Raw genomic sequence first — 13501 nt, forward strand, 5'->3', positions numbered from 1 at the left:
ACCGCAACTTGAGAATGAGCGTCTGGACCGTGAGGCGCTGACATGTGCCTGGCGTGAATAAACCGACAACAGGGAAGCCGTAATGGATCGCCGTGCCTTTTTGGCGAATTGTTCTGCGATTATCGGACTGATTTCCGCAGGGAACGTGATTCGTGTTCCCGCAGTCCAGGCAATCGAAAATTCCTCCGTGGACGGCTTCGAATTTTCCTGGGAATGGCTGGTCGAACGTGCCCGTGAGCGCGCGAACGAGGCCTACGATCCGCCGTCCTCCGAAATTCCGGAGGCTATCGCGAACCTCTCCTATGACCAGCATCGTGCAATCCGCTTCCGCCCGCAAAACGCCCTTTGGGGCGATGGGGATGCGAATTTCGAATTGCACGCTTTCCATCCGGGCTGGCTTTTCAAGACGCCTGTGCGGATTTTCGAAGTGGACGGCGGCAACGCCCGGCGACTGATGTTTTCGGCGGCCGACTTCGAGTATCGCCATCCGCTGGACGAAAAGGCGTTCGACGGGCTGAGGCTGCCCGGCGTCGCCGGTTTCCGGCTTCACTATCCGTTGAACACCACGGACTATCGCGACGAACTTATCGCCTTTCTCGGCGCCAGTTATTTCCGGGCGCTTGGCCGCGGCAACGTCTACGGGCTTTCCGCGCGCGGCCTTGCGGTCGATACGGCAGCCGGAACCGATGAGGAGTTCCCGAAGTTCACGCGGTTCTTCATCGAGAAGCCGGAAACCGGCGCACGAGAGATCAGGATTTACGCCGAGCTGGACAGCCCCAGCGTCGCGGGCGCCTATTCCTTCGTCGTCTCGCCGGGCGCGGAAACGACCGTCGACGTCGATGCGCGTCTTTTCCTGCGGGATGATGTCTCGCGCCTCGGTATTGCGCCGCTCACGTCAATGTATCTTTTCGGCGAGAACGACGATACGGGCTTTGACGATTATCGCCCGGAGGTGCACGACAGCGACGGACTGGCGATCCTGCGCGATGATGGCAAGCGGATCTGGCGTCCGCTCTCCAACCCCCGCAAGCTGAGCCTTTCGTTCTTCGGCGAAAGGAACGTCCGCGGTTTCGGGCTGTTGCAGCGGGACCGGGCCTTCGACAGCTATCTCGACACCGAAGCGCGCTATGAAAGGCGCCCCTCCCTCTGGATAGAGCCAATCGGCGATTGGGGTGCGGGTGCGGTCATGCTAGCGGAAATCCCGTCCGGACGGGAGGTCAACGACAATATCGCCGCGTTCTGGATTCCGCAGGCGCGCGCCGAAGCCGGCGCCGAGTTCACCTTTCGCTACCGGATGACGTGGGCGGGCGATGTGGAAGGCGACGCGGCCAAGGCGCGTGTCGTCCGGACGCGGACCGGCCATGGCGGAACAGCGGCGTCGGAAATCGACCCGGATCATCGCAAGTTCGTCGTGGAGTTCGCGGGCGGCGGCATCGAAAAGCTCGGGGTCGACAGCCCGCTGACAGCAAAGACGGAAGTAAGCGGCGCCGAAATCCGCCATCAGGATTTGCAAAAACTCGAGCAAACGGGGAACTGGCGGTTGATCGTGGACGTTGAACGGGAGGATACGGACACACCCGTAGAACTCAGGAGCTGGCTATTGCTTGAGAACAGGCTCGTTTCGGAGATCTGGTCCTATCAGTGGAACGGAGAGGTATGACAGTGCTTGCAAAACAGGCATTGCCGGCGAAGGCAGGACTTTCGGAGGCGGAAGCGCTAAGCGTCGTTCGCTCCGATATCGCCCGTCCCGACCTGACGGATGAGGAAATCGGCGCCGCCGTTCACCGGGCGCTTCTCGACGCGGGATCTGCCTGTTCCATCGGCGAACTTGTCGATGACGGAACGGATCCGGCGGTTCGCGCGCGGGTTTATTCGGTCTTGTGTCTGCCGCGGCCCCACGCGCCGCTTGTCATGCCGGTGCGGAGCTTTTGCCGGCCTCGCCGCGTCGGCGTAGTTTCGCGGATATTGATGACGATCCGCAGGATCGTCACCGGCTGAGGAAACCCATGCACTTCGCCCCGCCGTCGCGTTTCATGTCCTGGACGGGCCGCCTGCGTATCGCGAGCAGGCGTATCGGCGCGATCGTGCTTGCCGCGGGCCTCACCTTCGGTGCGGCCGCCATGTTCGGCACGGTCGTCGTCGCGGACGGGTTCGACTGGCTGGACGTCGTGCGCGTGGCGCTCGTCGCGGTCACCGGCTTCTGGCTCGCCTGGGGTGGCTGCACGGCCTTGCTCGGCCTCCTATACGAGGCGGATACGGTCCGGCGGATCGAAGGACGGCCAAAGGGGCGCACGGCCATCCTTTTTCCTGTCTATAACGAGGATGCCGAAGCGGTGTTTCGCCGGCTTGAGGCCATGTATCGCTCGCTCGACAGGCTCGGCGTTCTGGATCTTTTTGACTTCCACGTCCTTTCCGATTCCACGAAACGGGAAAACGCAGAAGCCGAAAGAGAGTTCTACCGCCGTTTCGTTGTCCGTCTTGGCGCGGGCGGACGGCTTTATTATCGCCACCGTTCGCCGAATACAGGCCGCAAGGCGGGCAATCTTGCCGAGTTCGTCCGCCATTCCGGTGGCGCTTACGACTATATGCTGGTGCTTGACGCCGACAGCCTGATGAGGGGCGAAACGATCTTGGAAATGGTGCGCCGGATGGAGGGCGAGCCGAAGCTGGGCTTGCTTCAGACCGTGCCGCAGATCCTCGGCCGCCGCACGCTGTTCGGGCGGACGTTGCAGTTCTCCGCAAGCTTCTATTCGCCGGTTTTCTCGCGCGGGGTCGCGGCGCTTCAGGGCGGTGAAGGCCCGTTCTGGGGCCACAATGCGCTTGTTCGCACCCGCGCCTTCGCCGCGTCCTGCGGAATGCCCGCGCTTGAAGGCCGGCCACCGTTCGGCGGGGATATCCTGAGTCACGACACCATCGAAGCGGCGATGCTGGCGCGCGAAGGCTGGCTTGTGCGTCTCGACCCCGACCTTGAAGGCTCATACGAGGAAGCGCCTTCGAACGCCATCGAATACGCCAGGCGCGACCGCCGGTGGTGCCAGGGCAACCTGCAGCACGCGCGCGTGCTGGGGGCGGCCCGCTTCAGGATGTGGAGCCGGATTTCCATCCTTCAGGGGATCTTCGCCTATCTGTGCTCGCCGCTATGGCTCCTGTTCCTGCTGGCAAGCGTCGTTGCCCCTATGTTCGCCCCGCCCCCGGTTTATTTCGACGGCAGGTCGCCCTTTCCGGTATTCCCCCATCCAAAAACGGAAATGGCGCTCGCGCTCTTGTTTGGCGTTGTCGCGCTGCTGATCCTGCCGAAGGTGCTGCTCGTCATTCGCGCGTTCCTCTCCGGCACCGGCAGGGCGTATGGAAGTCCGCTGCAGGTTGTCGCGAGTGCCGTGTCAGAGCTTGTCCTGACCTCGCTGCTTGCGCCCATCCTGATGATGTTTCAGAGCCGGTCGGTCATGCAGGTGCTGCTCGGCGCGGATTCCGGCTGGCCGAGCACTGACCGCGACGACGGATCCCTATCGGTCAGGGAGAGTTTTCTCGGCACATGGTGGATGAGCGTTTTCGGCGGAGCGATGCTCTATTTCGCCTACACTCAGGTCCCGGAACTGGTCTACTGGCTTCTGCCGATCGTGCTGCCGCTTCTGCTTGCGCCCCTTCTCGTGTGGGCAACCGCGTCGACCGCAATCGGCGATGCGGCGCGCCGCATCCGCCTTCTCCAGGTGCCGCAGGAGCGTGAGCCGGAGCCGATCGTGCGTTTCATGGCGGACAAGACGAAGAGTCCGCGACAAGAAGCTGCCTGATATCCTCGCAGGCAATGCGACAATTTTTGTCGCCCCGGTCGCGTACGTCCGGTGATAGCCTTTCCTGATCCGAACGGATTTTCGCCTCGGCCTACGCAAGTTGGGATTGCCCGGGTTCATGGATCAGGAATTGAAGGCTCCCTTCGCGCTGGAAGCGGAGGAAGTGGCGGGAAACCTCGCTGCCGCGCCCGAAACCGGCCTCGCTTCGCGCGAGGTTGAAAGGCGGCTTGGCGTTTACGGGCCCAACCGGCTCCGCCGGGAGGAAGCGAAGAGCGCGCTCCGTATCCTTGCCAACCAGTTCAAAAGCATCATCGTCTGGCTGCTTGTCGCGGCCGCCGCGCTGTCTTTCGTCCTCGGCGACTTCGCCGAGGGCATCGCGATCGTCGTCGTTCTCCTGCTGAACGGCGCGATCGGATTTTTCACCGAATTGCGCGCGACGCGGTCGATGGAGGCCCTGATGCGCCTTACGGAGGTTCGCACGCGCGTGCGCCGGGACGGCAAGCTGCGCGAGGTCGATGCGCATGAACTCGTACCCGGCGATATCGTCGTCCTTGAAGCCGGAGACATCGTCACCGCCGATCTGCGTATTTTCAAAGCGTCGAACCTACGCTGCGACGAGTCGCTCCTGACCGGGGAATCCGTGCCCGTTACGAAGGATATTTCGACGCTCGCGCCCGATACGGTGATCGGCGACCGGCTGAACATGGCCTTCGGCGGCACGGCCGTCACGCAAGGCACGGGCGAGGGGATTGCGGTCGCGACCGGAATGGAAACCGAGCTCGGCCGCATCAGCGCGCTTGCGCAGACCGCGGATTCCGAAAGCTCGCCCCTTGAAAGGCGGCTCGACAGACTGGGTCAAAAGCTGGTCTGGCTCACCCTCGCGCTCGCGGCCCTCACCAGCATCGCGGGCATCCTGCGGGGGCATCAGATCGCCGACATGGTCCAGACGGGTGTGGCGCTTGCCGTTGCCGCCATTCCAGAGGGATTGCCTGTCGTCGCAACCCTTAGCCTTGCGCGCGGCATGTGGCGCATGGCAAAGCGAAACGCGATCATCACGCACCTTTCCTCCGTGGAAACTCTTGGCGCGACGACGTTGATCGTGACCGACAAGACCGGCACGCTCACCGAAAATCGAATGACCGTGACCGGTTATTTTTTGGCGGAGCGGGATGTTAAGGCCGAAAGCAGTAATGGTAAGATCGGATTTTCAGCCGGGACGGACACCCTCGATCCCGAAAAGGACGCAGCTCTTTCGAAGGCGCTCGCGATAGGCGTGCTTTGCAATACGGCGGAACTGGGGGACGGCTCCGACGGTTCTGTCACCGGCGACCCCATGGAGATCGCGCTTTTGAAGGCGGCAAGCGGGGCCGGGATGACGCGTGCCTCGCTGGCGGAGCGTTTCAGGGAGGTGAAGCGTTACGCTTTCGACCCGGACCGCAAGATGATGGCGACCGTGCATACCGGTGAAGGCGGTAACCTCTACGCCGTCAAGGGCGCGCCCGAAGCCGTGATCGAAGTCTGCGATCGGGTTTTGACCGATGAAGGCGACGAGGCCATCGACGATGGCGACCGCGAGCATTGGATCGAGCGCAACGGCCGCGCCGCGAAGGATGGATTGCGCCTGATCGCGCTCGCCATGAAATCCGCGAAGTCGGAGACGGACAATCCGTACGAAGGGCTGACGCTCGTTGCGCTCGTTTGCTTCCTCGATCCGCTGCGCAAGGACGTGCCGGCCGCGATCAAGGCCAGCCGGGAGGCAGGCGTGCGCGTCGTGATGCTGACGGGCGATCATGCGGAAACGGCGGCGAACATCGCCAAACAGGCGGGCCTTGCCTCGTCTGCCCTGTCCGTTTTCACGGGCCGCGAATTGGTGGATCTCGATCCGCGAAACACCGATCCGGAATTGCGCGAACGCCTGTCGAACGCCGATGTCTTCGCGCGCGTGGCGCCCGATACCAAGCTGAAGCTCGTATCCCTTTTCCAGGACAATGGCCATGTCGTGGCCATGACGGGCGATGGGGTGAACGACGCGCCGGCCCTGAGGAAAGCCGATATCGGCATCGCCATGGGCCAGCGCGGAACCCAGGTCGCGCGCGAGGCCGCCGATATGGTCCTCAAGGACGACGCGTTTTCGACAATCATCGCCGCGATGCGCCAGGGCCGGATCATTTTTGAAAATATCCGCAGGTTCGTCATCTACCTGATGTCGTGCAACGTCAGCGAGGTGCTTCTCGTCGGCATCGCCGTCGGCGCGGGCCTTCCCGTGCCGCTCCTGCCGCTGCAGATCCTTTTCCTCAACCTCGTGACGGACGTATTCCCGGCATTCGCCCTTGGCCTAGGACGTGGGGAGGAGGGCATCATGCGCCAGCCGCCGCGGGACCCGCGCGAACCCATCGTCGACGCAAGGCGGTGGGCGCTGATAGGGGCGCTTGGCGTCACGATCATGGGGGCAACGCTGGGCGCCTTCGCTCTGGCGCTCTTTCTGTTCGGCCTTGAGCCGGCGGAGGCCGTTACGGTTGCGTTCGTAACGCTCGCACTTGCGCAACTCTGGAACGTTTTCAACGTAAGGCGCGCGGCGCAAGGCGTTTTCCTGAACGACATCACACGCAATCCCTACGTGTGGGGTGCGCTCGGCCTGTGCCTGGGCCTGGTCGCGCTGGCAATCTGGCATCCCGGCCTTTCCGCCATCCTGGGGCTTCCCTCGCCGGGTGCGGAAGGGTTGCTGCTTGCCGGCGTCATGAGTTTGTTGCCCTTGGCGATCGGGCAGGCCGGTCTCGTAGTGTCTTCGCTTTTTGGAGGCGAGGTGACGCCAAAGCCCGTGCCTTCCGATGTATGAGAATTTCATTTCCTTATAATTTTGAAATAGTTGAATCTGTTATTACTGTTTACGACGTTAGGGAAGGTGATAGGATTTATTAAATAGTTTTCAGAGGGTGAGTTCATGCGCAAGTTTATCGCCATTGTCGTATCCAATGCTCTTGCCCTTCAAACGGCATTTGCCGCCCCCGCCGTGACGACAGCCAACGTCAATTTCCGCTCCGGGCCCGGAACAGGCTTCCAGTCCTTTGGAACCTTGCCGGAGGGCACGGAGGTTGACCTTGGCGACTGCGACGAGACGGGCGCATGGTGCTCCATCACTTATCAGGGCAACGCGGGGTTTGTCAGCGGCAGCTACCTGCAAATGACGGACGCCCAGGATGAGGATGCGCAGGGCTGGCCACGCACCTACACGACCGACAAGGGGGCGACGCTTATTCTCTATCAGCCGCAAGTCTCCGATTGGGAAAACTTCCGGACGCTCGACGCGCTCGTCGCAGCCGAATACGTGGCGAGCGAAGGAGCGACGCCGGTTTTCGGTGTCATCGGCCTCACCGGCAAAACCTATGCGGATCGCGAGGAAGGCGATGTGCTGATCGAGGACCTGACCGTTACGGAGTTGAATTTTTCCGCCCTCGACCGCGAGGCGATGGCGGACCTTTCGCTCCAGGTTGGCAAGCTGGTGCCCACGGGGCCCATAACGGTGAAGGAAGACCGGATTACGGCGAGCCTCGCCGAATACAAGCGCATGGACGATGTGTCCGACCTCGGCACCGACCCGCCGCCGATCTTCATCTCCACCAAGCCCGCGATCCTCGTCCAGACCGACGGGGAGGCGATCTTCGCCCCGGTAAAGGGGGCAAGCGGGCTTTCCTTCGTGGTCAATACGAACTGGGACGTTTTCAAGCTCGACGACGGTGGATCGCTTTATCTGCGCAACGACAAGTCGTGGCTGACGACAACCGATATTTCCACGGGCTGGCGGGAAACGGACAGCCTTGCCGATCCCCTCACCAAACTGCCGAATGACGAAAACTGGGCGGATGCGCGCGGCGCCATTCCGCCAAGCCCACCGGAGGACGGTGCGACGCCTGAGGTGTTTTATTCCGACAGGCCGGCGGAAATGATCGTCTTCGAAGGTGAGCCGAAGCTCGAAGCAGTGCCCGGAACGCGCCTCGAATGGGCGTCGAACACGGAAAGCGACGTCTTTTATCTCGCCGAGACTGAGACCTGGTACATCCTCGTCTCGGGCCGCTGGTTCAAGTCGGCCTCGCTTGACGGCCCGTGGGTCTTCACCACGCCGAACCTTCCGGAGGACTTCCTGAACATCCCGGAAGATGCCTCCTATTATTCGGTTCGCGCTTCGGTACCCGGAACGTCGGAGGCGGATCAGGCCCGGCTCAAGGCAAGCATTCCGCACACCGCGCGTGTGGAGACGGGAACGGTGAGTGCCGATGTGGCCTATGCGGGCGACCCGGATTTCCAGCCGATCGAAGGCACGCAGATGTCCTACGCCGTCAACACCAGCGATCAGGTAATCAAGGTTGGCGACAAATACTACGTGCTGCAGGACGGCGTCTGGTTTGTCGGGGACAATCCTGCCGGGCCGTTCCAGGTCGCGACGTCCGTGCCCAACGAGATCTATACCATTCCTCCATCGTCACCCGTCTACAACGCCACTTATGTGCGCGTTTATGAAACGGAGCCGGGCGCCGTCTGGTTCGGCTACACGATGGGTTATCTGGCGGGCTTCCTCGCCTGGGGCACGATCGTCTATGGAACCGGCTGGCGCTATCGGCCCTGGTACAACTGGCCCTGGTACAGGCCGGGGATCTATTTTCCAAGGCCGGTCACCTATGGCATCGGCGCCTATTACAACCCCGTTCGCGGGCTCTACGGGCGCTATGGATATGCCTACGGTCCCTATCGCGGCATCGCGGGCGGCGCGATCTACAATCCCAGAACCGGCGGTTATATTCGCGGCGGGCGTATCTATGGTCCGCGCGGCTCGGCAGGTTTCATCGCCGCCTATAACCCGGTCACGGGCCGTGGCGGGGTCTATGTCGGCGGCCACGGTATTTACGGGTCGTGGAAGGGTAGCGGCGTGACACGCGGTCCGCAATGGGCGCGTGCGCGGACCACCGGCCGCGATCTCGCGACGAACCGCTGGAACAGGGCGTCAGCCGGAAATCGTGCCGCCAACCTGGGCCGTCGGGGCGATGTATTCGCCGGGCGCGACGGCAGCGTCTATCGCCGTCAGGGCGACAATTGGCAAAAGTTCGATGGAGGGCGCTGGTCGAGCGTGGACCGGCCAAGCCGGGAGCAACTGCGCGACCGTGCCGGTGGTGCGGCGGCGGCCATCGGCGGCGCGGGCACAGGGGCGGCGATCGCCAGCCGTCCGTCGCGTGACAGGCCGGCAACCACCCGGCCCGCACAAAGGCCCTCGGCGGAACGCCCGACCCAGAGACCGGCCCAGAGGCCTGCTCAGAGACCAGCGCAGAGACCGTCAGCAGACCGTCCATCCCAGCGGCCTTCGGCCAACCGGCCCCAGCAGCGGCCAGCGGCACAGCGTCCCGCGCAACGGCCTGCCGCGAGACCGGCAAAAGCGCCCTCGCACCTGTCGCGCGATCATCGCGCAAGGCAGGCCGGCAATCGGCAGGTCAACCGCAACCGTGCCGCAACGCGCCGACCGCCGTCCGGCGGCGGGCGGGCGCGAGGGGGTGGGCGCCGCCGCTGAGCCTGTAATCGGCCGGCGCATTGGCTTCGGCGTTTTTTCCGGGTGCGCGACGGCCGGATCGTGCGCGGGCAAAAGCTTCGCGCGCCCTTTCCTGCGGATTTCCGTATTGAAGCCCTGTGCTGCTTACAAGACGGAATGGCAATACTTGTTGCAATTATAAAATCATTTCAATATATATTCCGCGAGATCGCAATCTTCAGTGTGCGCCGGCGCGCCCGGTCGCTGGGAAAAGCCGCCGGTTTCCGCCACAGCCGATCATGAGGTTTTAAAAATGAATCGTATCGATGGAAAGATCGCCGTCGTCACCGGCGGCACGCAGGGTCTGGGGGCGGCTATCGCGCGCCTGTTCGCCGAGGCAGGCGCCGCCGGGATCGCGATTGTCGGCCGTGGCGTTGAAAAGGGGGAAAGGGTCGCGGGCGAATTGGAAGCCGCGACCGGAGTACCCGTTATCATGATCGCCGCCGACCTTGCGGATATCGACGAAGTTCGCGGGATCATTCCGCAGGTCGACGCCCGTTTCGGGCGGGTCGACATTCTGGTCAATGCCGCGGGGCTGACCGACCGCGGCAATATGTTCAACACCACGCCGGAACTTTTCGACCGCATGATCGCGGTGAACACGCGCGCTCCGTTCTTTCTGATCCAGGACGCGGCGAAGGTGATGGACCGCGAGGGCGTTGAAGGGCGGATCGTCAACATCGGAACGACGTCGCGGCGCGCGGGCCAGCCGTTCCTCGCCCCCTATTCCATTTCGAAAGGCGGGCTCGCCACGCTCACCCGCCATGCCGGCTTTGCGCTCATGCGCAACCGCATTCACGTCAACCAGCTCGACATCGGCTGGATGAATTCGGATCACGAGCGCGCGCTGATTCTCAGTGAGACCGGCGATCCGGAGTTCATCGACCGCGCGGCGGCGGGAAAGCCTTTCGGCCGCATCCTCGAGCCCGAAGAAGTGGCGAAGGCCGTGCTCTGGATGGCTTCCGACGACAGCGGAATGATGACGGGTGCGGTTGTCCAGTTCGACCAGTCGGTTTGGGGCGGATACGACGATGCTCCAGTCCCGGCGGAGCGTTTGAAGCCGTGAGGCGCTGAAACGCTGCAGTGGGTTGGAGACTATCGGTCTCTTGGCCTTTTCCGTTTCGCGAAAGCGCCTCCGCTTTCGCGAAACGTCACGTCGGAGGGCAGGAATCGAAGCGGGCTTGGCGAGGGTGTTTCGCGCGGCCAACGGCACCTGGGCGCATCCGCGCTCGACCGGATATGCGCCCGCCGTTTGCGCCAAGCGCTGAGTACGCGAAAGCCATGGTGACCCCGGCAGGATTCGAACCTGCGACCCTCAGATTAGGAATCTGATGCTCTATCCTGCTGAGCTACGGGGCCCTGATCAGGGTTCCTAAATGCCCCATCGCATCCCGGCTGTCCAGTATCGTCTCGCGACTCAAGGCGCAAGACCATAACCTGGGGTTCTCGATAACGGGAAGGGCGGTCATCGCCGGCGCGATTGATTGGTCAGGGCGCGGTCGCGTATTTCGGTATCTTGGGCGGTCGATTTGCGAATGTTGCCTCGCTGCCGCCACCATCGGTGGCAATATGTGGCAAGGGAATCGCTCTACGCGGGGGCTATGGAATGCCGCCTTGGGCCGGTTGAGTGGCAGAAGGCGGTTATCGGCGTCCCCGCAGGGTTGTAACAATTCCCTGGCTGGACGTGGCGCAGGAGCGGGATGAAGGCGAAAAGGGCGTTTGCGGGCCGGGCAAGAGACCTGCCGTGCGGGCTGAAAATTCAAATCGGATTTGCTATCGCAGTGCTGTTTACCTCGACCGTCCAGTGCTTTGCGGCACAGGATCTGGCGTTGCCGGATGCTTGCAACGGGCCGCAGGCGAGCCGCCTTGAGATCGCCGGTGTGGACATTTCCCGCGATGGAGCGATTGTGACCGGTACGGGCGAGATCTATCTTCAAGCGGATATTCTGGCGGGCGGGCGGTTTTCCGGCGCTGAAATATCCGAAGGAGGCGAATTCGCACCCTATATGTTTCATTGGAAGGCCAAACGCACGGACCGGTGGGAGCGGAAGCTGGGGGATCTGGTGGAGCTTGAAAGCGGCGCCTGGCTGGCGGCGAAACTTGTCGCATCCGGCGCCGCCTTGGTCGATCCGCGAACGTCCACGGTGGATTGTCTGACGCCGCTTTTAGCGCTGGAAGGCAAGGCGCGCGCCGGGCGCAAGGGCCTTTGGCGGCGTTTTTCGGTCCTGCCCGCCAGCGACCCGGATGCCATTTCGCGTATGGTTGGCCATTTCGCGCTGGTGGAAGGGCGTGTGGTGTCGGTTGGGCGAACCCGACGGACACATTATCTGAATTTCGGCTATCGGTGGTCTCGCGATTTCACGGCGACCATTGATGTCGGACGTGAAACAGCGTTTGATGCCGCCGGCGTCGATATCGCCGCTCTGGAAGGTCAGCGGGTGCGTCTGCGCGGTTTCGTCACTTTGGACCGGGGACCTTTGCTCGTTCTCGACCATCCGGCCCAACTGGAGCAACTGACATCGGGATCCGACGTCGGCAAATGACAGGAAAGAGGTTATATTCGCGCCGCTCAGGCTGGCTCAGGGCGTTCGCGTCGCTGGGTCTTGCCTTTCTTGTCGGCGCTTGTCAGCTGACAGGCACCGGAGGCTCGCAGCTTGGCGTGGCGCGGCCGGGGTCCCTGCGTCCGGGCGTCGCGGCGGAGCTGGGTGCCCGCGAGCACCCGCGCGTCGTAGCCACCTATGGCGGCGTTTACGAGGACAGGGGCGCCGAACGCGCCGTGGCTCAGGTCGTCGGCCGGTTGGTCGAGGCTTCTGACGACCCTTCCCGCACTTATCGGGTGACGATTCTCAACTCACCGACCGTCAACGCATTTGCGCTGCCCGGGGGGTATCTTTATGTCACGCGCGGGCTTTTGGCGCTCGCCAACGACACGTCGGAAGTCGCTGCCGTCCTGGCTCACGAAATGGCGCATGTAACGGCGAACCACGCGATCGAGCGTCAGCAGCGCGCCGAAGCCACGGAGCTTGCCTCGCGCGTCCTGGTCAATGTGGTGCGCAATCCGGATCAGGCGCGGGCCGCCCTCGTCTCTTCGCAGCTGTCATTTGCGCGGTTCTCCCAGGTTCAGGAGTTGAAGGCGGATGCGATCGGCGTCAGGACGCTTTCGCGCGCGGGGTACGATCCTTTTGCCGCGGCCCGCTTTCTGAAGTCGATGGCGGCTTATTCGAATTTCCTGACCGCACAGGGCGACACATCGACCGCTCCCGATTTCCTGTCGTCCCATCCGTCCACGCCCGAGCGCGTGACGCTTGCCGTGCGCGAAGCACGCCAGATCGGCGCGCCGGGAATCGGCGAGCGAGACCGCGAGGCGTATCTGACGAAGATCGATGGAATGCTCTATGGCGACGATCCGCTGGAGGGCTTCATTCGCGGACGGTCGTTCCTTCACAAGGCGCTTGGCATAGGTTTCTCCGTCCCGCCGGGCTATATCCTTGAAAACTCGCCGGAAGCCGTGCTGGCAAGCCATGCGGACGGGACTGCCGTTCGCTTCGACGGCGCGGACCTGACGGAATTCGATTCGCTCGAAGCCTATATGCGCAGCGGCTGGATCAACGGCCTGATCGCCGATAGCGTGCGCGCGGATACGATCAACGGCCTGCCCGCGGTGACTGCCTCCGCGCTCACCGACGGCTGGTCCTTCAGGATTGCCGTCATTCGCATCGGCCGCACGGGTTACAGGTTCATATTCGCCACCCGCTCTCCGAAGGATGCATTCGTGCGGGCCTATGAGGAAACGGTCCAAAGCTTCCGCCAGCTCACGCCGACCGAGCGCGCCCGCCTCCAGCCGCTTCGGATCAGGGTCGTGCGGGCGAAAGCGGGCGACACTCCGGAGCGCTTGGCCGTCGCCATGAGCGGAATAGAGCCGAGCCGCCGCCTCGAACTTTTCACCGTGCTCAATCAGCTTGAGCCGGGCCGCCCCATCGAGGCGGGCACGCCGCTGAAAATCGTCATCGACTGATCCATCCAGACGCGCGGAGCGCTTTTCCTGAAAGCGGGGTCGCTTTCGTGGCAAGAAATCGTTCCAGAATCAATAACTTGAACATATCCTTGTCACAAATTCCGACTCAGATTTCGCGGGATATGC

The 13501-nt window shown here is 63.0% G+C and carries 8 protein-coding genes and 1 tRNA gene; 8 read left to right on the top strand and 1 reads right to left on the bottom strand.

What is annotated here, in order from left to right:
- The first annotated feature begins 187 nt into the window (after nt 1-187).
- The 6 genes from HPQ64_RS04425 to HPQ64_RS04450 all read left to right on the top strand — a co-directional run bounded on the left by HPQ64_RS04425 (nt 188) and on the right by HPQ64_RS04450 (nt 10426).
- Nucleotides 188-1660, top strand: coding sequence for an OpgD/OpgG family glucan biosynthesis protein (locus HPQ64_RS04425; RefSeq protein ID WP_343035913.1), 1473 nt, complete (start codon nt 188-190; stop codon nt 1658-1660).
- The gene (locus tag HPQ64_RS04430; protein WP_172887142.1) at nt 1657-1998 is read left to right on the top strand and encodes a hypothetical protein; all 342 of its coding nucleotides are present in this window, start codon (nt 1657-1659) and stop codon (nt 1996-1998) included. The genes HPQ64_RS04425 and HPQ64_RS04430 overlap by 4 nt, the downstream gene beginning before the upstream one ends.
- A gap of 8 nt (nt 1999-2006) precedes the next feature.
- Nucleotides 2007-3788 (top strand): glucans biosynthesis glucosyltransferase MdoH, encoded by a 1782-nt coding sequence (mdoH, locus tag HPQ64_RS04435; protein ID WP_210260087.1) that lies wholly within the window; start codon nt 2007-2009, stop codon nt 3786-3788.
- Nucleotides 3789-3906: 118 nt separating this feature from the next.
- Nucleotides 3907-6624, top strand: a complete 2718-nt coding sequence (locus tag HPQ64_RS04440) for a cation-translocating P-type ATPase (RefSeq protein WP_172887143.1) — start codon at nt 3907-3909, stop codon at nt 6622-6624.
- A 105-nt stretch (nt 6625-6729) separates the two neighbouring features.
- On the top strand, nt 6730-9342 hold the full coding sequence (locus tag HPQ64_RS04445) for an SH3 domain-containing protein (protein WP_172887144.1): 2613 nt from the start codon (nt 6730-6732) through the stop codon (nt 9340-9342).
- Nucleotides 9343-9613: 271 nt separating this feature from the next.
- Nucleotides 9614-10426 (top strand): SDR family oxidoreductase, encoded by an 813-nt coding sequence (locus HPQ64_RS04450; protein WP_172887145.1) that lies wholly within the window; start codon nt 9614-9616, stop codon nt 10424-10426.
- Nucleotides 10427-10642: 216 nt separating this feature from the next.
- Here HPQ64_RS04450 and HPQ64_RS04455 read toward each other — a convergent pair.
- Nucleotides 10643-10719: transfer RNA gene (locus HPQ64_RS04455), tRNA-Arg, on the bottom strand.
- A gap of 341 nt (nt 10720-11060) precedes the next feature.
- Here HPQ64_RS04455 and HPQ64_RS04460 point away from each other — a divergent pair.
- The gene (locus HPQ64_RS04460) at nt 11061-11903 is read left to right on the top strand and encodes a hypothetical protein (RefSeq protein ID WP_172887146.1); all 843 of its coding nucleotides are present in this window, start codon (nt 11061-11063) and stop codon (nt 11901-11903) included.
- A complete protein-coding gene (locus HPQ64_RS04465) occupies nt 11900-13375 on the top strand; it encodes a M48 family metalloprotease (RefSeq protein ID WP_172887147.1) in 1476 nt (491 codons plus the stop codon). The genes HPQ64_RS04460 and HPQ64_RS04465 overlap by 4 nt, the downstream gene beginning before the upstream one ends.
- Nucleotides 13376-13501: the final 126 nt, after the last annotated feature.

Source organism: Hongsoonwoonella zoysiae (genome assembly GCF_013266695.1).
In the GTDB taxonomy this organism is placed as follows: Bacteria; Pseudomonadota; Alphaproteobacteria; order Rhizobiales; family Stappiaceae; genus Hongsoonwoonella; species Hongsoonwoonella zoysiae.